Genomic DNA, 25,237 nt, shown 5'->3' with positions numbered 1-25,237 from the left:
TTATCTTGAAAAATCATGGAACCTGGCTACGAAAGCAGCCGTTTCCCGCTTCTTAAACGGTACATTCCAGGTGCCATTGTAAGTAACCAGTGCCGGGATTAACAAACCATATTGTTTGGTCATCTGCACATTCATCTTCACATTAAAATCAAACAGCAGCGTTTTGTAGGAAAGTGAATATTTGCGGCCCAGAATTTCAAAATTATCTTTGTTAAAATAGGTAATCAATTCATCTATCACCACATCTGCCCGGTCTATCCGGTTCAGGTCTTTCTTGGCCTTCGCAGTAAACACATAGCAGGGAGTAGTGCCCAGGTAATCTTCTGCCGAGATGGAAAAATCATAAAACCGCATTACTTCCGGATCAAAGATAGCCACTTTAGCACCTATAATAGGCACTCCCCGTATAGGCTTTCCCGGGTTAAAAATCAATTGTTTTAACTGTGCCTTATGTTTGGCCAGGCTGCCACTGGATTTTTCCACGGGTTCCCCATCTTCATCCGTGCATACAGTACCTTTTGTAATAAACAGGTTCCCATATAATTCGGCCGTATAATAATTATACTTACCCCTGGAGGTATAAAAGTCACCGGTTACAGTTTCATCCAGCACTTCCATAGTTCGGCACTTGCCCGTCATGACCTGTTTGGTATGGCTTTTCAGCGATGCCTGCACCTCCCCTTTTTTATTAAAAACACGGATATCATTTTCAGCAGAAAACCCGATAATATGAAGATTTTTAAAAGCGCGATAAAAAGTAGTATCCTCTTCTACCCTTCTGATAAAGCTATTCACATCAAAGCCAATACGCTTTGCCTGCACCACCACCTCATCCAGGTTCACTGTCATCCCCTTATACCTAGCCGTATCCTGAGCATAAATGTTATTAAATGGTAACAAACAAACTGTTACGCATACAGCTATACAATTGCAGATTCTTCGCATATCTGCAAATTATGAATTTTCTGTAAAAGTGCATGATACCTTCCCGGCTATATACATGTGGCCCGTAGATACGGGACTGCGGCTATTCTTTTTCTGCACGGAACAATAATAACAGGTTATTCTTTATGGCAACAGGGGGATGCTGCGCCTGAACGTTGATGTAATATTCCATACCCTGGCGGGAAGCATCTACCGCTTCAGCCACCTCCGGAAACTGTACCATGGCTGCTTCCAACTTCTGAGCATCTTGTTCAGGAGCTATCCCAGCTATGTACATTTCGATTAATCCGGATGATATGAAACGTTGTGCGTTCACCAGTTAATGCTGTTTTAAAATATTCCTTAATTGCATAATTGCGTTGCGCATCCTCGTTTTCACAGTACCCAAAGGAATCTCCAGCACCTTAGAAATTTCTTCCTGGGTACATCCCTTGTAATATGCTAAATCAATAATAATCCGCTGTTCCTTACTTAGCTTGTCGAGGACCTTCGCTAACCCAAGATGATCTATAGATTGGTATACGGTTAAATGACTAGTATATAGATGTACGTCATTATCAATGTCTTGGATTTTCTGATCCAGCTTGTGCGCCTTGGAACGCAGCATATCAATAGCTGTATTCCTGGCGATATTCAGCATCCAGGTAAACAAGCGGCCTTTCTCTATATCATACCGGTCAATGCTTCGCCATATCTTCATAAAAACTTCCTGTAAAACATCACAAGCCGATGTTTCATCATTCAATACTTTAAACGCTACCCCATACAAGGCAGGAGAATAATGATCATATAAATAACTGAAAACCTTTTCATCCCTGGCCTTTAAGCCACGTACCAATTCAGCTTCCGTATATGTTAGGGGAGATTCCAAAACAGATTGGATATTAAATGTTTATGAATGGGAAACCAAGCGAGTGAATTAACACAACAAAAGCGCCTTTATCAGCTACCGGTTTGTGTGTCAATACAAAAAGTACTGTTGCTAAAATGGTTACATGCGGGCAAGTGACGGAAAGATAATCATTAAAAATGATATTGAATCATGGGGTATAAAAATCGGCAGGTACTGTGTTATCAGGAGCAATAGGGTTATCCGGCTACTTTACCGGCTACAAACATCTGGTCCATGGAAGGTTTTACACTCCCACCTTTCTTTTCAAGTGTTACTGCAAATACCTGGGCATTAGCAATCGCTTTCATTTTCTGCATTGCTTTATCCATACCTTCTCCCATATCAAATACGCCGGCATCCACAGGTTTTCCATTTACGATGGCCCATAACTGGTATTGCATATCAGGAGCAGGTTCGGGCAATACCTGTGCCAGCAGGTATACGTCCTGTGATTCAGGATTCCAGCATACGGTGACTACTTTGCCGGTATGTTTTCCAACACCCAGCATTTTGATCCACTTAAAGCCAGGATCTTTCATCAGGTCGAGCTCTTTCTGTGCTGCAGTCAGGCTGGTCTGATACTGCTGATTGCCCGCCATCAGTGCTTGCTGTTCAGTAAGCACCTTTTCATAGCGGGTTTTAAAATCAGTATATTTATTAAAGTAGATATAATTAAATACTGCACTTCCCAGCAACAAGACAATAGCAGCGGCAGCAGCATATTGCCAGGAACGGCCGGGGGTTGGATATTCGACAGGTTGTTCTGCAAAAGTTTGGGCAAAAGTGTGGACGGGCGTTCTCAATTCCTGTGGTAATTGCATTTCACCTTCAGGAGTATTCTCTTTAGCAAGCATGTCCATTATTCTCGACTTAATACCCACAGGGGGCACTATTGCATGCATTTTCACGTACTGCTCCATATCATGCTGGCAGGATGTTGCTGCAGCTTTTATTTCCGGATTTTGTGCTATCACTTCTTCCACTTCCTGTACTTCCCGTACAGAAAGCAGACCAGCTATGTAGCTTTCAATGATTCCGGATGATATGTAACGTTGTACATCCACTGATTTACGCCTGTTTTAATATATTTCGTAATTGAATAATCGCATTACGCATTCTCGTCTTTACAGTGCCTAAAGGAATATCCAGTACCTTGGCAATTTCTTCCTGGGTACATCCTTTATAATAAGCCAGATCTATAATTATACGTTGTTCTTTATTTAATTTTTCTACCACTTTGGAGAGTCCCAGGTGATCAACAGACTGGTGTACGGCCATTTGTTGTTCCAGCAGATAATTGCCGTTGCTAATGTCCTGCACTTTTTGTTCCAGCTTATGCGCTTTGGAACGGAGGGTATCAATAGCTGTATTACGCGCTATATTCAACATCCAGGTAAACAGGCGGCCTTTGGTGGCATCATACCGGTCTATATTCCGCCAGATTTTTACAAATACCTCTTGTAAAACGTCGCTGGCAACACTTTCATCATTGACCACTTTTAAGGCCACGCCATACAATGCAGGGGAGTAATGATCATATAAATAGCCGAATATTTTTTCGTCCCTGGCTTTCAGGCCATGAACCAATTCAACTTCAGTATATGTAGGTGCAGATCCCAAAATGGATATGAATATTAGGTGTTTTCGGATACCAAAATAGAGGATTCTTTTAACATTACAAAATTTTACCCTATTTTATTTAGGGAATACCATCTTGTAATCCACGCTGATTTTGCCTTTGGTGATATTCTCCAATTTTCCTTTCAACATTCTTCGCTTAAGTGGCTTCAAATGATCAATAAACAGTTTGCCGTCAATATGATCATATTCATGAAAAATCACACGGGCTGTGATACCATTAAAAGTGCGCTCCTGAGGTTGGAAATGCTCATCTACATAGCGGATAGTCAGACTTTCCGGACGGCTTACGTCTTCTCTTACCTTGGGAATACTCAGGCATCCCTCATTATAATCCCATTCATCGCCATCAGTAGCTACGATATGCGCATTGATAAATACCGCTTTTACGCCTTTATCGTCCGGGTAGTCCTTCTTTTCATCCTCTTCCAGTCCTTCAATAATCTGCAGGCTATCTACCACAAACAACCGGATGGGCCTGTTTACCTGCGGAGCAGCCAACCCTACCCCATTGGAACCATACATAGTTTCCCACATATTAGCGATCAGCTCCTTTAAGTTAGGGTAATCTGGTGTTATATCATCACATACTTTCCTTAAAACCGGATGTCCGTAGGCTACTATCGGCAATATCATTCCTAAAAGTTATTTCAGATTTGTAAAATAGCAAATTTTGCAAAGATACAGTTTTATCAGCTAAAAGCTATCAGTGTAACGAATAGCGCAACAAAACCTGTTAAGTATGAAACTGCAGATACTCCTGCAGAATAATGGTAGCACTGATCTCGTCTACCAGGGCTTTGTTCCGCCGTTCTTTTTTCTTCAGCCCACTATCCAGCATGCTCTGAAAAGCCATCTTTGAGGTAAAACGTTCGTCCATTTTTATGATTTCCATAGCAGGGAAATGCTTTCTTAAGATGCGGATACATTCTGTCACCAATGCGGTGGCATCTGTTGTAGTACCATCCAGGTTCTTTGGCTCTCCTATCACGATTGCCTCTACTGTTTCCTGCTGCATGTATTTTTTAAGGTATGGTATCAGGTCGTGTGTAGCTACTGTAGTAAGCCCGCTGGCAATCATTTTAAAAGGATCTGTTACCGCCAGTCCCGTTCTCTTTTTCCCATAATCGATTGCCATAATACGTGCCATGCAGTGTCCTGTTTATTAATTTTTAGAAGTTATTTACTTTTTGTGCTCCTTTACCAATAAGCTTTATTCAAATAGCTTTGCTATGAAAGGAACAGCATATCGGCAATACAGAAGATAGCGAATACCACACTGGCTATACCATTGGTGGTCATGAAAGCAATGTTCACCTTGCTGAGATCATGGGGTTTTACCAGCAGGTGCTGGGAAATGAGCATCACAATAAACACCACTGCCCCTATCCAGAATAACCAATGAAATTGTCCTAACACTCCTACACTAATGACCAGTACTGCGGCTAATAAGTGGAGCAGCTCTGAAAACCTTAAAGCCCCCGCTTTTCCCAACCAGGCAGGAATCGAGTTCAATTGCTGGGAGCGGTCAAAATCTTCATCCTGCAGGGAATAAATGATATCAAACCCGGATACCCAGCACAATACCAATAGCGAAACTAATACCGGCAGCACTGCGAAGTAGCCGGTTACCGCCAAATAAGCCCCTATCGGAGCCAGCGATAAACCCACTCCTAACACCAGGTGGCAAAAAGCCGTGAACTTTTTGGTATAGCTATACCCCAACACCACCAGCAAAGCTACTGGTGACAGGAAAAAACACACCAGGTTGATAAACCAGGTGGTAGCCATAAAGAGTACCGCATTGGCAATAACAAAAAACAGCGCATTATTGGCTGAAATGACGCCTGCCGGTATTTCGCGTTTTGCGGTACGTGGATTCAATTTATCAATGTCTACGTCCAGCCACCGGTTAAAAGCCATCGCCGCACTACGGGCAAACACCATACAGAGTATCACGAGCAAAAAAAGCTGCCAGCTGAAAACATGGTCTGTTTTGGTAGTAGCCATAAAAAAACCGATCAGCGCAAATGGCATGGCAAAAATGGTATGGCTGAATTTGACCAGCGAGAGGTACTTATTAACCGTACGAATCATAATTTATTTTTTAAGCGGCCGCTTTTCACCTTTTGTTATTATCCGGCTAAAAAACGGGCGCCTTTATTTTCCAAGCTTCTTAAAGATATCCCATACCACAATACCCGTACTTACGGAGATATTAAGGGAGTGTTTCATACCCAGCTGCGGTATTTCAATGCAGCCATCCACCACTTTCATCACTTCCGCATCCACTCCGGTCACTTCATTTCCAAACACCAGCGCCAGTGGCTGTGCATTTCCCGGTTCAAATACATCCAGCATGGTGCTGTTAGTAGCCTGCTCTATAGCCATCACCTGGTAACCCGCCTGTTGCAGGTCGGTAACAGCTTCCATCGTAGTGGGAAAATACTGCCACTCCACCGTTTCTGTTGCACCCAGCGCCGTTTTATTGATATCCCGGTGCGGAGGTACCGGTGTATAGCCACACAATATAATGCCCTGCAATAAAAAGGCATCAGCTGTCCTGAATACAGAACCTACATTGTGCATGCTCCTGATATTATCCAGTACCAATACCACCGGGGTCTTTTCCGCCTTTTTGAACTCAGACACCGTTTTGCGGCCCAGTTCCTCCATGCTTAATTTTCTCATCAGGTGCAAAGATAAAGAAATGTACTAATGTGGTGATCTGTAAATACTACCAGCCGGATCATCCCGTTTATTGTCCCCCTCCCCTTCTATTATTCTACATTTCTCCATTAGCCATTAGTCATTATATTTGCGCCATGGCAAAAAACAAATCCGAAGAAACCCCACTCATGCAGCAACATAAGGCAATAAAGGAAAAGTATCCTGATGCCATTCTGCTATTCCGTGTGGGTGATTTTTATGAAACATTTAATGAAGATGCGATTATTGCTGCCCAGGTACTGGGTATTGTACTTACGAAAAGAGCAAACGGGTCTGCTTCTTATGTAGATCTGGCAGGCTTCCCACATCATGCCCTGGATACTTACCTCCACAAACTGGTAAAAGCAGGGCACCGGGTAGCCGTATGTGATCAGTTGGAAGACCCTAAAGAAGCAAAAGGGATTGTAAAGCGCGGGGTAACAGAAATGGTTACGCCGGGTGTAGCCATCAATGATAAATTGCTGGAAAATGCCAGCAATAACTTCCTCGCAGCAGTACACTTTGGGGGAGATGTTACGGGGGTGTCTTTCCTGGATATCTCTACCGGCGAATTTTATGTAGCCCAGGGTAATATAGAATATATAGACAAACTACTGCAAAGCTTCAAACCTGCTGAAGTAGTATTTGCCAAACAACAGCAAAAGAACTTCCGTGCTACTTTTGGTACCCGCTTCTATACCTACACGATGGAAGAGTGGATATTCACCAATACCTACGCGGAAGAAATCCTCCTGAAACATTTTGCCACACATTCCCTCAAAGGGTTTGGTGTAGAAGGATTAACAGCTGCGATTATTGCTGCGGGGGCAACGCTTCATTATCTGAAAGACACGGAGCATCCCCATCTGCAGCATATTGCAGCTATGCAGCGTATTGACCAGGACGATTTTCTCTGGATGGACCGCTTTACCGTACGCAATCTGGAAATACTCAACAGTAGCGTAGAAAACGGGCATACTCTCCTTAAAGTACTGGATAACACGGTTTGCCCTATGGGTGCCCGTCTGTTAAAACGCTGGCTGGTATTTCCATTACGCGATATCCACCTGATTAATGAAAGACTGGACACCGTAGCATTTTTTATCCGGGAAACAGATCTGGCACATGCCCTCCGAAGCCATCTTAAACAAGCAGGAGATCTGGAGCGGCTGGTATCAAAAATCCCCTTGCGTAAAATAAACCCCAGGGAAGTATTGCAATTTGCACGGTCTCTCCAGCAGGTACAGGCTATTCAGCAATTGCTTAATAACACCAGTAATGAGTACCTGTCTCAACTCAACGGAAAACTGGATCCCTGTGCCACAATTATGGACAGGATTCTGCAGGAGATTGTAGAAAACCCACCGGCGCTTGTTAATAAAGGGGGAATTATACAGGAAGGTATCAATGCTGAGCTGGATGATCTTCGCCGTATCGCCAATTCAGGTAAAGAATACCTGTTGCAGATACAGCAAAAAGAATCAGAAGCCACCGGCATTCCATCTTTGAAAATTGCGTTCAACAATGTGTTCGGTTACTATCTGGAAGTAACCAATACGCATAAAAGTAAGGTACCTGCAGCCTGGATACGGAAACAAACGCTGGCTAATGCCGAGCGGTACATCACACCGGAGCTGAAAGAATATGAGGAAAAAATCACCGGTGCAGAAGAAAAAATCCAAAGCCTGGAAATACGCCTGTTTGATGAATTATTACAGGCGCTGCAGCAATATATTCAGCCTGCCCAGTTAAATGCACAGTTGCTGGGCCGGGTAGACTGCCTGCTGTGCTTTGCTTATAATGCTGTACAGTATAAATACCGCCGCCCCAATATTACAGATAGTTACCAGCTGGAGATTAAAGATGGCCGGCATCCAGTAATAGAAAGAGGCCTTCCTGCCGGGGAAGCATATGTGGCCAATGATATGCTGCTGGATAAAACACAGCAACAGATCATTATACTTACCGGTCCGAATATGAGCGGTAAATCTGCTTTGCTCCGGCAAACAGCTCTGATTACCCTCATGGCCCACATGGGGAGTTTTGTACCGGCCTCTTCAGCAGAGATAGGGCTTACCGACAAGATATTTACCAGGGTAGGTGCTTCAGATAACCTGAGCGGAGGCGAATCTACGTTCATGGTAGAGATGAATGAAACGGCCAGTATTATCAACAGTATTACCCCCCGCAGTCTGGTCATACTGGATGAAATTGGCAGGGGAACCAGCACTTATGATGGTATTTCCATTGCGTGGAGCATTGTAGAATATCTTCATGACATGACGCCACATAAGCCCAAAACGCTTTTTGCCACCCACTATCATGAACTGAATGAGTTAGAAAACAAACTGGACAGGGTAAAGAATTTCCATATCACGAACAAAGAATCCGGTAATAAAGTGATCTTTTTACGGAAGCTGGCGCCCGGTGGTAGCCGCCATAGCTTTGGTATTCATGTGGCTAAGATGGCAGGCATGCCTCCCCAGCTGCTGCAACGTGCCAATGAAGTGCTGGCACAGCTGGAGGAAAAGCATATTGAAGCACCGCTACAGAAAAACGTTAAAAACCTGACTGTCCCCACCACCAAACTGCAACTGAATATTTTCGATGCCCACAGCGATACCTTTAAAGAAATGCGGGACATGCTGGAAAGCGTTGATATCAACAGGCTCACGCCTGTAGAGGCATTGCTCAAGCTTAGTGAAATAAAAAGCATCTTAAAGTAGTCAGGCAGTGTGATAACAGCATTTTCTTTCTCTGCAAGCTGAAAATACACCATATAAAAAACTCCGGTATATACCGGAGTTTTTTTCTCATAAGCATTGTTTCTTCGTTAACAATTTCCGACAGTGGTTTCCTGCTAATGCTTTTACCACAACAGTAATATGGTGATGTGGCCGGGTAACAATTATCTACACCCTACTCCCTTTAAATTTAGTTTATAACAAGTGAACGGGAAACAATTGACACGTGCTAAATAGTAGTACTAAAACGTTTTAGCTAATTATTCTAAAAAAAACCTGCATTCCCACTTCACACATTCTCTTCACACTACAAGTTTATCACGATAAAAATTATGGTTTCAAACTTAAGAAAATATTATTAGAAGGTGAGAAAAAAAATTTTCTCCCATTAAATAACGGGCTAATAAAAAACCGGCGAAGTTAAGTAGCTGTTATATTTACAGGGGTTGTATCAATTTTTCTTTTCATTCAAAAAAGAAATCAAGTGAACAGCTGCCATCTCATCAAATGCCCCATTATTATTTTTTAACCAGGCAGCAGCCTCTTTTGCCTGACCGGCAGGTAATGCTTTCAAAAAGTCTTTTTCTTTTAATGCTACTTTTTTATTGAGGTTTTGACCATGCAGGTAGTAGGTATTTTTCTTGATGTACTGGTCAAAATTATTTCCTCTTTCAATAATACCATTATTCACATAATCTGCCCGGCGCAGCTCCACATTTACATCTTTCAGTAAACTATAATCACCGGTTACCAGCATTTGCATATATCTCCCTTTTCCATCTGCCAGCAGGTTTACATATCGATAAGTGGTATCTCCATTTTTAAAATGGAAAGCCTGCACATCTTTGAGATCAGGAGCATAAGCTTTTTCCTCTCCGGCTTTTATGATGACCTGTTGTTTCTGTTGGTCAAAATTGGCCTGATATACCACAGAGCGTGCTACTTTCTTATTGCCCATGGAGTCCAGCGTCATAGCAGTCCATTGCTCAAAAAGATAAGGGGTACCTTTGGTATTTTCCCTTGGCTGAAAAGTGATCGCAGAGAAAAAGGTGGCGGAACGTTCAAAATTAGTAAGGATATCAGCTATGCGCATAAAATTTGCATTGGTGGTATCCTGTGCATGCAGGGATGAGAATACTGGAATGAATAACAGGAAGAGGGCTAGCTTTTTCATTGGGTATTAATTTAATCGCAACTACATATCCTAAAAATACTGTTTTTTAGCCAATCCGTAAAAATCATAAAAAGGGGGTGTCTTTCCGGTAAAAGACATCCCCTTTCACTATTTAGCCCTCCGCCGGATTATTATTGCACCTGCCAGAAGATTTTGTTGTATGCACCATCCTGCGCCGCTACCGCAGCGAAGTTTTCCGCATTCAGCGTACGTTCCTTATCAGGATATAGTAACCTGAGCGGAGGAGTAGGCATGGTGGTGGTGCCGACATCCTTCGGAAAAAATAATTTGGGATAACCACTCCTTCTCATTTCAGCCCATGACTGAGGGCACATCATCACTCCAAAATCCACCCATTTTTGCAAGCCGATCTTATTCAGTTTCTCTTCCTTACTGCCTGTATAAAGCACCTTTGTGCTGGCCAGCATATGATCGATTTCCAGATCAGTAGCCGCCGCCGCAGGGGAGCCAAATTTGCTTAGCCCATTGATATAAAAATAATAGGCAACAGACTGCCGGATTCCTGCTTCATAGGCATCCTTTGCAGCCCCTCCGCCCCATCTTTCATAAGCCTCTGCTTTACAAAAACTTACTTCAGCAGCAGTTAAGATGATGCCAGGAAAATACTCATTCCGGACAAACGTCACAGAGTCAATGCGGGAAACAAAACCGGAAGCAATGGAATCCGTCTGGCGACCTCCGTCCCATGACAACGGCACTCCAAAGTATTCGCCGGTTTTATTCTTAGCAAAAAACACCCGTAATCTGGGATCTCCCGATGGCTTCATCAAAGAATCCAGCATATAACCCGGAGCAGGATTATTGCCTATCCCTTCCCGCATATCCGTAGATAACAAATCCGGCCCTTTGGCCACAATCTGCACATTCTCTCCCACATTATCTATCAGGGGATACTGCGTAGGGTTACTCAAAATGGTTTGTACAATACTTTTTGCTTTATTTTCATCTTTATTGGAAATACGCATTGCCAAACGTAATAGCAAGGAGTTACAATACTTACGCCATTTCATCAGATTACCTCCCAGCACAAAATCCTGTTTAGCCAGCTTGTTCAGATAAAACTGTTCCGGCTGGGCCGTAGCCAGGTAGTCGCTGATCCGTTTCAGACTCGACAAAGCAGTGTCATATACATCCTGGCCTTTATCGTACTTAGCCAATGTCAGTGAACCTGTAGCATTCAATAATCCTGCAGAAGAAAAGGGAATATCTCCCCAGAAATCTACCATTTGTGTGGCCTGGTCCAATACAAAAATGCGGGCTGTTTCTAAAAACAATAGGTAACCCTGCTTATCAGCATCTGTGGTCAGTGCATTGTATTTCTTCTCTATTTCTCTGAAAGATGCAATGGGACCTGCAAAGTTAGAACCTGGTGATGTGTAAAAATCATTCCACCGGTCCTGCGTATAGTTGACCGCCTGTTCATACATCCGGTTAGTACCTGCAAAACCAACCGTTTGTGTATACCGGCCTATTTGCGGTGCTATAAATGTATACAGGTTCCAATAATTCGGTATGATACGCCTGTTTTTAAACAACCCGCTATATAACCCGTCTATAGTGGCATTGGTTGTTTTTTCAGGATCATAATACCGCTCATCAAACTGGGATTTTTTACAGGCCGAAAAACCACCACCCGCTATAATCGCTGTTACTAGTATTACAATATACTTTTTCATTTTTCTCAATTTTAAAGCTGATCAATTAAAAACTCAACCTGAGGTTCACTCCCATTGTACGGGATGCCGCTGTAGTACCAGCTTCTACCGCCTGGCTTACAAAGCTGGATCCTACTCCCACTTCCGGATCAAGGTTGGGTACAGATTTATACAGGTAAAACAGGTTTCTTCCAAAAACCCCAACAGTCAGATGCTGCATTTTTATTTTGGTAGAAAGTTTTACCGGTAACGTATAATTTAATGACAGCTCACGGAATTTAATATAGTTATTGTCGAATATAGCGCCTTCATATGCATTGGTAGAACCTGATCCGGGCCATGCCCCCCAGCTGTAGGTGCCGAGGTAATAGTTAGCGGCTTCCAGCACCGTTTCATTCTTTTTCCCATCTGCCGTAACACCATCGATGATCACCCCATCATTATATACTTTTGCGCCGGATGGGGCAGGTTGCTGCGCAGTGATCAGCACATTTTTGCCATCTGCATCTACATAATATGGTAACCCACCATGTGCAGCATCACGTCCCCACAAAGTACTGTTAAACATTCCTGCTCCTATGCCGTAAAAATTGGAAGTAGATATAATCTGACCTCCCCAACGGAAATCCAGCAGGAAGTCCAGATTGAAATTCTTATACCGTAAACTATTGCTCAGCCCTCCGGTTAAATCCGGTTGAATGTTTCCCATCTTCACCTGGTGGTCAAAGTCAATAACATAGTAGCCATCTGCATCCACTACATATTGTCCCTGCGCATTTTTTAAACGTTTATACCCCATAATATCACCTGCAACGCTACCTACTTCAGCAGTTACCAACAGTGATCCGTTATCTACATTAGACAGTACAAGTCTGTCCAGTCCCGGTGTCAGGCTCTTTAATTTATTCTTATTATACCCCAGCGTTCCACGAAGGTTCCAGTCAAAATTCCGTCCGCTGACAGGTGTACCATTAATGGCCAGCTCTATACCATAATTATTCAGATCGCCCACATTCTTCCAGATAGAATTAGCGCCTGTACTGGATGGTACAGTAAGGTTAATAATCTGCCCCTTAATCGTATTATTATAGTAAGACACATCAAAGCCAAAACGATTATTAAACATCCTGGTTTCCCATCCTACTTCCACTTCATGTTTACGTTCGGGTTTAAGGTCGTTGTTACCATAAGAGCTCTGCGGCAATAAAGCAGGTACCCCGTTCAGCGTATAACCGGTATATACAATATTGGCTGCATAGATGCCCGGTGAGGAAGCTACTCCGCCATAAGAGAGCCGTAGTTTACTATAGTCAACAAAGCGTGGCAATTGTAAGGCCTTGGTCAACTCGAGAGAAGCACTTACACTGGGATAAAAGTAGCTGTTATTGCCTGGAGCCAGTGTGGATGATCTTTCGTAACGTCCGGTTCCTTCCAGAAACAGGAAGTTCCTGAAGTCAACTCCCAGTATACCAAATAGCCCATCCTGCTGGAAAGATTGTCTTTTAGTACCGGAGGCATCAATCGTATTTTTAGACGCATTCAGGCTGAACCAGTTTTCCTGTGTTAGTCCGCCGGCGGTACTTATTCCAACAAACCTGTTTTCTTCGCGGCGGGCCTGGTATCCAACACTTGCATTAAACCCGAAGTTGGTGCTGATTTCTTTATTATAGGAAAGTAAGAGGTCGCCATACACAATGTTATACTGATTGCTGTTAGTACCAAATGAGCCGGATTCTCCAAAAGACAATGGGTATTCCGCCCTGCTCTTATTCTGAGAGGTGTATCCGGTAAAATCATCCCCTATTCTACCCCGGAATTTCAGGCCTTTAACTATTTCATAATTCAGGGTAACACTGGCTAACATACGGTTTGATTTCTCATCATAACTGTTTTCCAGTTGCTTCCACAAAAAGTCCATAAAGTCATAAGCCCGGATATTATATTTCAGGGCTTCTTCCGGATCTTTAGCAGTATCATCATACTTTACCCACTTATACCCTTTGGTGGTTTTATACTTGTTGAAGTACACATCCATATAATCAGCAGGGCTAAAAAAACCACCATAGTTTGCAGTAATACGGTTAATCTGTTCCGGGCGGTTATGCACTGATTCATTGATGTATGAAACAACAATGTCTGTGCTTACCTTGGAATTTACTTTATAGGTACTATTGAAGTTAAAAGTGTTTTTGCTCTGCTTTCCTCCTATCTGTACCCCTTTATAATCATTTCTGGTATAAGAAAAACGGTAGTTCAGCTTGTCCGTAGCATTGGAAACTGCCACATTAGCAATAGAACTATAACCATCCTGATAAAACTTTTTCCAGTTATCTGTATGCCCTATATATTTTCTGAAACTACCATCCCAATAGTATATTTCCCGTCCATCGAACTTCGGCCCAAACTGTCCATAGGCACGAAATATGGGTCTTACTGCATTTTTACCATCGATAGTTCCCATATTGATCCAACCATCATCGTCTGATCCGAAACTGGATTTGTTCGTTGCCCTGTCGTAACCAGGGCCATAGGTAGATTGCATATCAGGTGTTACCCCAACTTTTTCCACACCATAGGAATAATTAAAATCAATCCCTAAACCACCACGCATAGTACCTGATTTAGTAGTGATCATTACTACGCCATTGCTTCCGCTTGACCCATACAATGCAGTGGCAGCAGCTCCCTTCAGGATATTAATGTCTGCAATATTATCCGGATTAATATCCAGCAGGCTATTACCACGTATCCTGGTATCTGCCCAATAACCATCATTATTAACAATATCATTACGTATTGGCACCCCATCCACAACAATAAGCGGCTGGTTATCGCCATTGATGGAATTGAGTCCCCTGATTTTGATAGTGACTGCACTGGTTCCACCACCCGGAGCCGACTGGATTCTTACGCCTGCCGCTCTTCCATATAAAGCAGAAGCAAAGTTGGTAGGAGATGCTTTGATGATATCTTCTCCCGACACGGTAGATATTGCATATCCCAGTTTGCGTCTGTCTTTCTTAATACCCAATGCCGTTACTACTACTTCACTCAATCCTTTGGTGTCTGCTGCCAGTTGGATAGCCACCGTGTTCCTGCTGCCTATGGCGATTTCCTGTTTTACATATCCAATAAACGAAAAAATCAAAGTGGCATTCGGAGATACCCGTAACTTATAAGAACCGTCTGTAGCAGACAATACACCATTGGTGGTGCCTTTTTCCTGTACACTCACTCCCAATAATGGAGTTCCCATTTCATCCTGCACGGTTCCCGTAACAGTCCTTTTCTCCTGTGCCAAAATGGTTTGACAGCACAGGAGAAAAAGAACCGCGCATACTTGTAGCGTTCTTTTCATTGTTCACTGTTTTTGAGATGAATACTTGTAGGTTGAATAATTGGCAGGCAACATCATCATGAATACCAACAGCTGCAGCAGCTGGTGTTCATTTACCCGCAACATCGATTTTTGGTTGAATGTTTCTTTACTTGCAGACCTTATACATCCGCGCATCTTCAGCAATAATACAGTGGACATACCACTCCCGGTACCGTTTTACGGCGATTAATTTCATTGTTCACTGTACCATAAAAAGGTCGGGCAGTTAGCCACTTAACTTAGCTAACTGGTATTAAAAGATGCGCAACTTCAGATGATAGCGATCTTTCATTTGTTCACTGTGTTTTTAATAAGTAATTGTGATATGTAAAACTACCGGTACTTTACTGCGCTGCTGGCTTATCATAACGGCCATTACAGACTTTCCTGTACAACGTTCATAAGCATAAATAAGAAGTAATTGACTGTTCCTCTTTGGTTGATACGCCGAATAACAAGCTTTCTAACAATAACAAGTGTGCTGACAGGGCTAAAACGTTTTAGCCTTTTACTCTAAAAAAAGAACCTGCGGTCCTTCAAGGATCAAAACAAGTCCTTTTTTCTAACTCAAACTTATTGAAACTTTTCAGTATGGACAAATATTTGATGATTTATTTTTGATCATTTGTGAAAGCGTAATTAATCTTTGTTAAAAAAAGATCAGTGTTGCTGAAAAGGTATATGATCCCCCGGTTAGGTTACCGGAGCATTACGGGAATTTTGGCATTTATCTGCCGCGAAGATGATTCCCTGATCATTAGCTCCGGTGTTAAAACAACATGTTGTGAGGTGGAAGAAGAATGGTTCAGTTCCTTCATCAGCAGCCCTACAATTTGCCGGCCCATTTCCTGGATTGGCTGTGCTATACATGTAATAGAAGGGCTATGCAGCCGGAACAGGTCCAGGTCATCAAAACTTACAACGCCGATATCCACTCCAATACGTAAACCAAGTGAACGGATACTTTCAATCCCATAAATCCCCAGGTAGTTGGTAGCAAAGAAGATAGCGTCCAGCCCTTTTACGCTTTGCAGATACTTAATTATTTCCTGCGCCAGCGCTGCCCGGTCCATTTCAAAAGGGATTTTTTTAACCACTGTTTTATTAAACGTAACCCCATGATCCTTCAGTGCCGCGGCAAATCCGTCAAACCGGTCCTTCATCTGAATCTGATCAGAAGTAGTAGTTACAATCGCTATTTTTTTATATCCCTGGTTTACCAGATGCGAAGTAGCAGCATAAGCACCACCATAATTATCAACTATAACATAATGAGAACTTACATTAGGGAAGTAACGGTCCATCAGCACCACTGGTTTATTGGTATCTTTCAGCAGCTCTATTTCCTTATCCAGGTGCTTTGTTGGGGTAATAATATAACCATCCACCTGGCGGTACCTTAATACCTCCAGCAAGCCTTTTGCCTTTTCCACGTTGTCTTCCGTGCTACCATACAGCACCTTATATCCATATTTATCCGCTTCATCCTCTACCACTTTGGCCACACTGGCAAAAAAACTATTAGCAATATCTTCAACAATAAGACCGATTGTTTTGGTTTTTCCTGTACGTAATCCTCTGGCCAGCTGGTTAGGCCTGTACTTGAGTTTGGCTGCAATTTTCTGAATTTTCCTGCTTACATGCTCGCTTATTCTTTTTTCCTTTGCTTTCCCATTAAGTACAAATGACACAGTTGTAGGAGATACACCTGCCTGAGTTGCTATATCTTTGATTGATATTCCCTTCATATATTTAGCTGAATCGATTTAGCCTGAGCGTAATATACTAAATCCCTTTTAAATAGTGCATAAATTGTCCGATTGTACTTTTTCCGGATCTTATTCCTATCAAATTATCAGGAATGATGTTTTTTTAACCAAAATTTAATAATTTGGCATCAATCATAGGAAAGCATAGTGCTAGAGGGCAGCATAATATAAGCATTTAAATTAATACTTAATGAAACCCATTCTTATTAAAGTTGGGGCTTTTGCCGATAATCAGATCACCATTATTGAAAGAAGTGATCCCTATTTCAATACACCGTTTCATTTTCATCCTGAATGTGAGCTGGTGTATGTAACCGAAAGTCATGGAAAAAGAATTGTTGGCGACAGCATTGAAAGCTTTGATGTAGGAGATATGGTATTCCTCGGTCCCCATATTCCACATGTATGGTATAATGATGAAGCCTATTACGCCGGGAATGAAGAACTCAAAGCAAAGTCCGTAGTTATCTATTTCCCTAAAGACATTTTTGGGGAAAAATTTTATGGATTACCGGAAACCAAAGCCCTTTCTGAGCTCTTCCACCGTGCACAAAGAGGTATGAAAATTATTGGTGACACACAGGAAAGTCTCAAACATGAGATTTTGTCCCTGCCCCGTAAAGAAGGTCTGGAAAGAATTATTTCTCTGCTGAACATCTTAAAAACATTATCTGAAACGAAAGACTGCTACTATCTTGCCAGCACAGGCTACTCCCACGCATATAATGTAAAGGATAATCATAAAATTGATGAAGTGTTCAAATATGTAATGAACAACTTCTCTAAAGAAATTTCATTGCAGGATGTAGCCAGCATTACGAACCTATCTCCGCAATCCTTCTGCAGGTTCTTTAAAAACCGTACTAAAAAATCCTTTGTTCAATTCTTAAACGAAGTACGCATTGGCCATGCCTGCAAACGACTCACTGAAGAAGACTGGTCTATTGCAGAAATTGCTTACTCCTGCGGATTTAAAAACCTATCGAACTTTAATCGCTTTTTTAAAGAAATAGTAGGCAAAACACCTAAAGAATATAAGAATGAGCTTCGCTTAAAGGAAGCCTAGGCACCCAAACTTACTTTTAGCTGTTAGCTATCCGCAGCTGGCAGCTAAATTAAATTACTAACTACTTGCTACACAATAACATTAGTTAACTTCTTTAACGGGGAAGCTCCCTCCAGCTAATTCCGGATAAAAATTTTATTATCCCAATTCAAACAATATCCTTACTTTCATTTCAACATTTATCAATCAAAACACTCACTTACTCCTGTCATTAAATGTACAGTGGTTATACAGATCAGCAATTATTATCGCTCCTAAAAGACGATAACATAACGGCTTTCAACACAATATACAACCGCTACAGTAAAATGCTGTACCTGTATATTTTCAGCAAGCTCGATACGGGCGAAATAAGCAAAGATGTGTTGCAGGAGCTGTTTATATCCCTATGGGAGAAAAGACATACGCTTTCCATCCAGGAATCCCTCAAACCTTATCTCTATCAGGCTGCCCGTCATAAAATTGTAGATATCTACCGTAAAAATGCTACTTACCGTAAGTACCTGCAGCAACTGATAGAACATTTTGATGCTCAACCACATACTATTACGGAATCTATCGATTATAAAACCAAAACCCAGGAACTGTTTGAAGCCATTAATCACTTACCGGAACGGATGAAAGAAGTATTTATGCTGAGTCGGTTTGAAAACCTGACAGTTGAGCAGATTGCAAGCCGGTTGGGGCTTTCCCAGCAAACGGTTAAAAATCAGATTACAAAAGCCCTAAAGATCCTGAGGGCTAACTATGCCAAGTCTGATGTGATACTTATTATCTTCTCCAGCTACCTTTTAGACAAATTTTAAGGCGGATACAACTTATTTTCCCTTCCGGATAGTACTAATGAATGCCTCACACGACTTATAACTGGATTACCTAAAAATGAGCATAGGTGGATATTGAACAGATAAAAAATATATTGGAGCGCTACAAGCAAGGACAGTGTACAGCAGAAGAGGCGAACACCGTAGAGGCGTGGTTTGACAGCATTAACCGGCACCAATCCACTTTAGTTGATGAAGACTTCCTGGAGTTAGAACTGGAAGAGGTAAGACAAAACCTCCAGGAACACATCCATCCTAAGCCCATACGTAGTTTAAGGCCCTGGTACTATGCAGCAATTGCCGCTGCCATTGTAGTAGCCGCTGTTCTTTTTCTGTTTAAATTTTACAATGGCGCTACTCCCCCATCACCTGTTGCAAGACAAACTGTAACGCCCTCCCAGCCCGGCAAAAGCAATCGCGTTATCCGGAATGGTTATATGGAGATTACTACTGCCAGGGGAGGTACTGAAAGAATCGCTTTAGCAGATGGCAGTACCATCATGCTGAATGCCTCCAGTAAATTACGTTATCCGGTTACCTTTTCACCTCAACAAAGGGATATTTACCTCGACGAAGGGGAAGCTTTTTTTACGGTTGCCAAAGATCCACAGCGCCAGTTTACAGTACATACGGCAGAAATTGCGACGACTGCATTGGGCACCTCTTTTAACATCCGTGCTTACGCACACGAAAACAAAATTACAGTGGCCCTCCTAACCGGAAAGGTTAAGATTGATAAAGATCAACACCAGGATAAAACAGCTAAGCCTCTAATACTGCTCCCAAGTGAACAGGTAAGCTATGACCGCATATCTTCCCATCTGGTAAAGACAACCTTTAGCAAACAGGAAGATATCATAGGATGGAAACAGGGATTACTTGTTTTTAAAGATGCGTCCTATAATGAAGTAATCACCGAGATTGAAAACCGGTACGGTGTAACAATTGTCAACCAAAGCGATAAAACAGAATGGAAATACAATGGCTTTTTTAAAGATGAAAGCCTGCAGGATGTTATCGAAACCATTTGCATAAGTAAATCCCTTTCTTACACAATTAAAAACGATACAATTTATCTGGAAAACAAAAACTAAGCTCATATGAGGGCAAACATACGGCTCCTGAACGTTTGTTTTCCGATGGGGCTTATGCTACTGTTTTTGTTCGGAGGAAGTATAGATATTAAAGCCGGTGCCAATATTCAGCTATCTGACCCTAAAGATATCCTCGTAACCATAAAAGTAAAAAATAAGCTTATTGAGGACGTGATGACGGATATCTCAGCAAAAACCGGCCTGAATTTCCACTACGACAAAACAGATCTGAACCTGAAGAAAAAAGTAACGCTCAGCTGCAACAAAACACCCATTGATGAAGTACTTAACCTGTTAGCCGAACAAACCGGATTAAAATTCACCCGTAAAAACAATAAGATTATTGTAGGTACAGGTGGTAGTACGGAGGGTGAAACATCCAAAGTCTCTTTAATCAACAGTGCTTCTCTTACCAGGGAAGTAAAGGGTACGGTACGCGATAACAATGGCGTACCGTTGCCTGGTGTTACGGTATGGATAAAACACAACAATAAAGGCACCCAAACCAACAGTGATGCTACCTATACCATTAATGCCAGTCCCGTAGATATACTGGTGTTCAGATATGTGGGCTTTTTTACCAGAGAAATAACTGTTGGAAATCAAAGTCAGATAGACGTTACCCTTTCAGAAAATGTGAACGCACTCAACGAATTTGTAGTAACAGCATTAGGCATACAAAAAAAATCGCGCGAGCTTACCTATGCTACCCAACAATCCGACAATGATGACCTGACCGGTGTAAAAGATGTTAATGTCATTAATAGTCTGGCTGGTAAAACTGCAGGGGTTACCATTACCCGTAGCGCTTCAGGTGTTGGTGGTTCCGCAAGGGTTACTTTAAGAGGTAATAAATCTACCCGCGAAAACCAACCGCTATATATCATAAACGGAGTGCCCCTGGCTAATTTTACGCCTTCACAACCTACCGATATATGGGGACAATCCGGGTTGATTATAGGTACCGGAGGCAGGGATGGCGGAGATGGTATCTCTAATATTAATCCGGACGACATAGAAAGTATCAGTATTCTGAAAGGGGCTTCTGCAGCTGCATTGTATGGTAGCCAGGCAGCTAATGGCGTTATTGTCATTACTACTAAAAAAGGGAAACCCGGCAGGGGGCGTATTGATTTTTCCTCCAGTCTTACCCTGGAAACACCTATGTTGATACCTAAATTACAATATCGCTATGGCCAGACAGTAAAACCCTTTATTGATGGTCAGGGGAAACCCCAACCCGGCTCCCTTCATAGCTGGGGCGATCCTGTTAATGTACCAGATCACGTAAAAGGTTTCTTTAGCACAGGTACTACCCTGATTAATGCCATCTCATTAAGCGGAGGAACGGAGGCAGCACAAAGCTATTTTTCCTATTCCAATACTACTAACACCGGGATTTTACCCACCAATAAATTCAGCCGGCATACTTTTAATTTCAGAGAGACCCTGCAACTACTAAATGATAAACTGAACGTAGATGCCAACATTCTCTTTCTGGCACAGGAAAGTAATAACCGGTTGTCTTCCGGCTTATATTACAGTCCTTTATCCGGTTTATACACCTTCCCAAGGGGCCAAGATTTTGATAGCTATAAAAACGAATTCGAATACGCAGATAAAAGCCGTGAACTCAACCTTCAAAACTGGTGGAATATCAGAAATGACAAAGACTGGGTAGGACAGGATGACCAGCAAAACCCGTATTGGGCACTGCACCGCAATCTCCGGAAAGATAAAAGATACCGGGGGTTAGCATCGCTGACCTTAAAATACCAGTTGTTTAACTGGTTATCCCTGCAGGCCAGGGGGAGCTTCGACAAATCACTGGACCAATATGAACTGATGGCTTATGCAGGTACACAGGCCACACTCTCTCCTTCCAACGGCAGATATATACTGGAAAAAGAATTCAATACACAATTCTATGCAGATGTATTTGCCAATACCAACTGGAAACTTTCCAGGCAACTGCATATGGCTACCACGCTTGGGTGCAGTATTACAGATGTGAAGGCCCACGACCGTGCATTTAATGGTGCCAACCCCTATGCAAACCCGGGGCTAAGCTACGCCAATAAGTTTTCTGTATCTAACATTCTGGGCACTTCCATGGATGCGCAACATAACATAGAAAACAAACAATTGCAGGCACTTTTTGCAAGCGTACAAATTGGATTGAAGGATTACCTGTTTCTGGATATTACGGGTAGAAATGACTGGTCAAGCACCTTTGCTTTTACACCTACCATGCGCTCCGGCTATTTTTATTATTCTGCCGGTATTGCTGCTGTGGTAAGCGATATGATTAAATTGCCTTCCTTTATACAATTTGCAAAATTGCGTACCTCTTTTGCTAAGGTAGGCAATGATATCGCGCCTTATGTTTCCCGCCCTGCCCGTTTTACGCTTCAGACAATTGCCGGTGTTACAAGGGTAGCTTTCAACAAAGGCGCTCCTTACCCTGGCGTTTACCTGGAGCCGGAAAAAAACCAGTCCTTTGAAACAGGAGCCGAACTCCACTTCCTCAATGGAAGAGTACTCCTGGATATTACCTACTACAAAAACAATAATTACAAACAATATATGGAAGTGCCTGCGCCTCCGGGATCACGCTATCTCACCTACTATATCAATCTTGGTTATATTCAGAACCAGGGCTGGGAATGCATGTTGACCACCATGCCTGTTAGCACCAAACATACTACCTGGACCTCAGGCCTTAATTTTTCACACAACAAAAACACCATAGTAAACCTGAGTAATAACAATATCCCCGGAGCAGGGCCAGACAACAGCTTTGTGCTGACAGATTATGGAGTGAACCTCTACGGCTCCTTTATTAAAGAAGGTGGCTCCTGGGGAGATATCTACACCAATAAAGAACTGGTGACTAACGAAAAGGGGCAGTATATTATTGACAGCAATGATAAGCTGACTACCAAAAACATCTACAAAAAGGTAGGCAACCCCAACCCTGATTTTGCTTTAGGGTGGAATAACACAATTAGCTATAAAAAGATTTCTCTTAATTTTTTAATAGATGGCAGATTTGGTGGCCAGGTGATGAGTGTTACACAAGCGATTTTAGACGGATATGGCGTAAGTGAAGAAAGTGCTGCAGCGAGAGATAATGGAGGGGTGCCTATCAATGCCGTACAGGAAAATGGACAGGCTTTTTCAGGTAAGATGGATGCCCAGAAATATTATACCACTATTGGTGGGCGGGCAGGCATTGGTGAAATGTATATGTATGATGCCACCAACATAAGATTACGGGAGTTAAGCCTGGGCTACAATATTCCATTGCGGAATAAACTGGTCAGCCATATAAAGGCCAGTATCATCGGAAAAAATCTTTGCTTCCTGAAAAGAAGCGCCCCATTTGATCCCGAAGTGAGTATGTCTACAAGCAATGCATTGCAGGGAGTAGACGTATTTGGATTGCCAGCTACCCGTAGTATAGGCGCCAGTATTAAAGTGAGTTTCTAAGTAAAATATTAAACGGTTATGGTTATGCCTAAAGCGCTTTATAACATAATTATCAAACCCTCCGCTTTGTTAGCAGGGATAGTTATATTATATACCGGCTGTACCAAACAATTTGAAAATATTAATAAAAACCCGTACGACTTTACAGAGGAGGAATTAAAAGCAGATTATGAATTGCTGGGTGAACCACTGGCACAGGCCATGCTTAGTATTCTGCTGGCGAATGATCCTCCAACAGCACAACTACAGCAAAATCTTAATGCCGACGTTTATTCCGGATATATGATGACCCCTACTCCCTTTGAAGGGAATATCAATAATACAAACTATGGCCTGCTAATGCCGTGGAATGTAAAACCATGGTTGGTAAACTATGGAAATATAATGACCAACTGTGATTTCGCACAAAATAAAGCAAAAGGGAAGTACCCCGACTTTTATGCATGGGCACAAATAATCAAAGTAGAAGCTATGCACCGGGTAAGTGACATTTATGGCCCTATTATTTACACAAAATATGGGATCATTAACCCTGATCATAGTATTGATTTTGACTCGCAACAAGCGGCATACTACGCTTTTTTCAAAGATCTTGATGAGGCAATAAAAGCATTGACCGCTTATGTAGAAAGTGGTGCTAAACAGCGGTTCGCTGTATTCGACATGGTATACAAAGGGGACTACCGCAAATGGATCCGGTTTGCCAACACACTCCGTTTGCGCCTGGCTATACGGATATCCGGTGTTGATCTCCCAAAGGCCAAAGCAGAAGGTGAAGCAGCACTGCAACATCCTTATGGGTTATTAACCAGTGCTGACGAAAACTTTAATGTCAACATTGAGCCGGTTACACATCCCCTTAATATTATGTGCTATACCTGGAGTGATATCAGGATGGGGGCGCCGATGGAGTCAATACTCACCGGATACAACGATCCCCGCCTCCCGCATTATTTTGTACCCAGCAACGCTGCCACCAATAGCTACAATGGTATCAGAAATGGGATTAACATTCCTGCTAAAGACCTCTACACCGGTTTTTCAAAATTGGTAAAATTCGAGAACAAGATCCTTTTTATGACCGCCGCGGAAGCCTGGTTTCTTAAAGCAGAGGCTGCACTTTACGGATGGGCTGGTAGCGGTGATGCGAAAAACAATTATGAGAAAGGAATTGCAACTTCTTTTACGCAATATGGTCTGTCCAGCTATTTCAATGCCTATGTAAATGACAATACCAGCAAACCCAGGCCTTATAAAGATCCAAAAAATCCGGCTAATGACGTCCCCGCCGGCAACATTCATTTAAGTACTATCACTATTAAATGGGACAACAACGCATCTATACAACAAAAGCTGGAACGTATTATTACACAAAAATGGATCGCCATGTACCCGGAAGGCCAGGAGGCCTGGACGGAATTCCGGCGTACAGGGTATCCCAAATTATTTCCCGTGGTAATTAATAACAGCGGTAATACCATTTCTACGGAAGCTTTCATTCGCCGCATCAACCTTCCTTATATTGAATACACTACTAACCCAATAGGTGTTGAAAAAGCATTAAAAACACTGAAAGGCCTTGACAATGGTGGCACAAAACTATGGTGGGATCTGTAATTTTATATAGTGTATTAAATACCCTTTGTATTAACAGCATAAAAAATTAAAAATAATTTAATTCAGGATAGTACTTCTGTTCTCTTCACGCGACTCCTTACTATACACAAAAAAAAGCAATGCTAATCCCGCATCAATAGCGGGTGTGCGGATGCTATCCAAAAGGTGAAAACAGATAACGTAAATAAATAAACGAAATGTTGTCAGCTATGCAGCTA

General features: G+C 42.3%; 19 protein-coding genes. 6 read left to right on the top strand and 13 right to left on the bottom strand.

Features of this window, described 5'->3' with window-relative positions; genetic code table 11:
* From ABR189_RS26095 to ABR189_RS26055, 9 genes are all read right to left on the bottom strand, one after another.
* Positions 1 to 945 carry a hypothetical protein gene (locus ABR189_RS26095; RefSeq protein ID WP_354663435.1) on the bottom strand — a complete coding sequence of 315 codons (945 nt, stop codon included), beginning with the start codon at positions 943 to 945 and terminating at the stop codon, positions 1 to 3.
* 82 nt (positions 946 to 1,027) lie between these two features.
* Positions 1,028 to 1,261 carry a hypothetical protein gene (locus ABR189_RS26090; protein ID WP_354663434.1) on the bottom strand — a complete coding sequence of 78 codons (234 nt, stop codon included), beginning with the start codon at positions 1,259 to 1,261 and terminating at the stop codon, positions 1,028 to 1,030.
* Between the two features lie 3 nt (positions 1,262 to 1,264).
* Positions 1,265 to 1,816, bottom strand: coding sequence for an RNA polymerase sigma factor (locus tag ABR189_RS26085; RefSeq protein WP_354663433.1), 552 nt, complete (start codon positions 1,814 to 1,816; stop codon positions 1,265 to 1,267).
* Between the two features lie 218 nt (positions 1,817 to 2,034).
* On the bottom strand, positions 2,035 to 2,901 hold the full coding sequence (locus ABR189_RS26080; RefSeq protein ID WP_354663432.1) for an anti-sigma factor: 867 nt from the start codon (positions 2,899 to 2,901) through the stop codon (positions 2,035 to 2,037).
* 4 nt (positions 2,902 to 2,905) lie between these two features.
* Entirely contained in the window at positions 2,906 to 3,457 is a 552-nt protein-coding gene (locus ABR189_RS26075; RefSeq protein ID WP_354663431.1) for an RNA polymerase sigma factor, read from the bottom strand.
* A gap of 75 nt (positions 3,458 to 3,532) precedes the next feature.
* Positions 3,533 to 4,111 (bottom strand): peptide deformylase, encoded by a 579-nt coding sequence (gene def / locus ABR189_RS26070; protein WP_354663430.1) that lies wholly within the window; start codon positions 4,109 to 4,111, stop codon positions 3,533 to 3,535.
* A 100-nt stretch (positions 4,112 to 4,211) separates the two neighbouring features.
* Complete coding sequence (gene ruvX, locus ABR189_RS26065) at positions 4,212 to 4,625, bottom strand: Holliday junction resolvase RuvX (RefSeq protein ID WP_354663429.1); 414 nt, start codon at positions 4,623 to 4,625, stop codon at positions 4,212 to 4,214.
* Positions 4,626 to 4,705: 80 nt separating this feature from the next.
* A complete protein-coding gene (locus ABR189_RS26060) occupies positions 4,706 to 5,572 on the bottom strand; it encodes a UbiA-like polyprenyltransferase (protein ID WP_354663428.1) in 867 nt (288 codons plus the stop codon).
* Between the two features lie 63 nt (positions 5,573 to 5,635).
* Complete coding sequence (locus tag ABR189_RS26055) at positions 5,636 to 6,166, bottom strand: RNA methyltransferase (protein WP_354663427.1); 531 nt, start codon at positions 6,164 to 6,166, stop codon at positions 5,636 to 5,638.
* Positions 6,167 to 6,300: 134 nt separating this feature from the next.
* Here ABR189_RS26055 and mutS point away from each other — a divergent pair, with 134 nt between their 5' ends.
* Entirely contained in the window at positions 6,301 to 8,910 is a 2,610-nt protein-coding gene (gene mutS / locus ABR189_RS26050) for a DNA mismatch repair protein MutS (protein ID WP_354663426.1), read from the top strand.
* Between the two features lie 469 nt (positions 8,911 to 9,379).
* Here the strand turns inward: mutS and ABR189_RS26045 are convergent, their stop codons facing one another.
* The 4 genes from ABR189_RS26045 to ABR189_RS26030 form a co-directional block, all read right to left on the bottom strand.
* Entirely contained in the window at positions 9,380 to 10,102 is a 723-nt protein-coding gene (locus ABR189_RS26045; protein ID WP_354663425.1) for a hypothetical protein, read from the bottom strand.
* Between the two features lie 131 nt (positions 10,103 to 10,233).
* Positions 10,234 to 11,799 carry a SusD/RagB family nutrient-binding outer membrane lipoprotein gene (locus tag ABR189_RS26040; RefSeq protein WP_354663424.1) on the bottom strand — a complete coding sequence of 522 codons (1,566 nt, stop codon included), beginning with the start codon at positions 11,797 to 11,799 and terminating at the stop codon, positions 10,234 to 10,236.
* A gap of 25 nt (positions 11,800 to 11,824) precedes the next feature.
* On the bottom strand, positions 11,825 to 15,136 hold the full coding sequence (locus ABR189_RS26035) for a SusC/RagA family TonB-linked outer membrane protein (RefSeq protein WP_354663423.1): 3,312 nt from the start codon (positions 15,134 to 15,136) through the stop codon (positions 11,825 to 11,827).
* A 719-nt stretch (positions 15,137 to 15,855) separates the two neighbouring features.
* Positions 15,856 to 16,905, bottom strand: a complete 1,050-nt coding sequence (locus ABR189_RS26030; protein WP_354663422.1) for a LacI family DNA-binding transcriptional regulator — start codon at positions 16,903 to 16,905, stop codon at positions 15,856 to 15,858.
* A 211-nt stretch (positions 16,906 to 17,116) separates the two neighbouring features.
* Between ABR189_RS26030 and ABR189_RS26025 the strand changes: the two genes are divergently transcribed.
* From ABR189_RS26025 to ABR189_RS26005, 5 genes are all read left to right on the top strand, one after another.
* Complete coding sequence (locus tag ABR189_RS26025; RefSeq protein WP_354663421.1) at positions 17,117 to 17,992, top strand: AraC family transcriptional regulator; 876 nt, start codon at positions 17,117 to 17,119, stop codon at positions 17,990 to 17,992.
* A gap of 215 nt (positions 17,993 to 18,207) precedes the next feature.
* Positions 18,208 to 18,798, top strand: coding sequence for an RNA polymerase sigma factor (locus ABR189_RS26020; protein ID WP_354663420.1), 591 nt, complete (start codon positions 18,208 to 18,210; stop codon positions 18,796 to 18,798).
* An 86-nt stretch (positions 18,799 to 18,884) separates the two neighbouring features.
* On the top strand, positions 18,885 to 19,910 hold the full coding sequence (locus tag ABR189_RS26015) for a FecR family protein (protein ID WP_354663419.1): 1,026 nt from the start codon (positions 18,885 to 18,887) through the stop codon (positions 19,908 to 19,910).
* Positions 19,911 to 19,916: 6 nt separating this feature from the next.
* Positions 19,917 to 23,402: a SusC/RagA family TonB-linked outer membrane protein gene (locus ABR189_RS26010; RefSeq protein WP_354663418.1), complete on the top strand. Its 3,486-nt coding sequence runs from the start codon at positions 19,917 to 19,919 to the stop codon at positions 23,400 to 23,402.
* Between the two features lie 24 nt (positions 23,403 to 23,426).
* Positions 23,427 to 25,019, top strand: a complete 1,593-nt coding sequence (locus ABR189_RS26005; protein WP_354663417.1) for a SusD/RagB family nutrient-binding outer membrane lipoprotein — start codon at positions 23,427 to 23,429, stop codon at positions 25,017 to 25,019.
* The last annotated feature ends 218 nt before the right edge of the window (positions 25,020 to 25,237 follow it).

The organism is Chitinophaga sp. H8 (assembly GCF_040567655.1).
GTDB lineage: Bacteria > Bacteroidota > Bacteroidia > Chitinophagales > Chitinophagaceae > Chitinophaga > Chitinophaga defluvii.
The sequence above is the reverse complement of the archived record's forward strand: the minus strand, read 5'-3'. Positions and strand labels throughout refer to the sequence as shown.

Coding starts and splice junctions, on each gene's coding strand:
- ruvX (WP_354663429.1), bottom strand. CDS start 4,625: ATGGCACGTATTATGGCAATCGATTATGGGAAAAAGAGAACGGGACTG.
- ABR189_RS26045 (WP_354663425.1), bottom strand. CDS start 10,102: ATGAAAAAGCTAGCCCTCTTCCTGTTATTCATTCCAGTATTCTCATCC.
- ABR189_RS26035 (WP_354663423.1), bottom strand. CDS start 15,136: ATGAAAAGAACGCTACAAGTATGCGCGGTTCTTTTTCTCCTGTGCTGT.
- ABR189_RS26020 (WP_354663420.1), top strand. CDS start 18,208: ATGTACAGTGGTTATACAGATCAGCAATTATTATCGCTCCTAAAAGAC.
- ABR189_RS26040 (WP_354663424.1), bottom strand. CDS start 11,799: ATGAAAAAGTATATTGTAATACTAGTAACAGCGATTATAGCGGGTGGT.
- ABR189_RS26095 (WP_354663435.1), bottom strand. CDS start 945: ATGCGAAGAATCTGCAATTGTATAGCTGTATGCGTAACAGTTTGTTTG.
- ABR189_RS26030 (WP_354663422.1), bottom strand. CDS start 16,905: ATGAAGGGAATATCAATCAAAGATATAGCAACTCAGGCAGGTGTATCT.
- ABR189_RS26025 (WP_354663421.1), top strand. CDS start 17,117: ATGAAACCCATTCTTATTAAAGTTGGGGCTTTTGCCGATAATCAGATC.
- ABR189_RS26010 (WP_354663418.1), top strand. CDS start 19,917: ATGAGGGCAAACATACGGCTCCTGAACGTTTGTTTTCCGATGGGGCTT.
- def (WP_354663430.1), bottom strand. CDS start 4,111: ATGATATTGCCGATAGTAGCCTACGGACATCCGGTTTTAAGGAAAGTA.
- ABR189_RS26005 (WP_354663417.1), top strand. CDS start 23,427: ATGCCTAAAGCGCTTTATAACATAATTATCAAACCCTCCGCTTTGTTA.
- mutS (WP_354663426.1), top strand. CDS start 6,301: ATGGCAAAAAACAAATCCGAAGAAACCCCACTCATGCAGCAACATAAG.
- ABR189_RS26055 (WP_354663427.1), bottom strand. CDS start 6,166: ATGAGAAAATTAAGCATGGAGGAACTGGGCCGCAAAACGGTGTCTGAG.
- ABR189_RS26060 (WP_354663428.1), bottom strand. CDS start 5,572: ATGATTCGTACGGTTAATAAGTACCTCTCGCTGGTCAAATTCAGCCAT.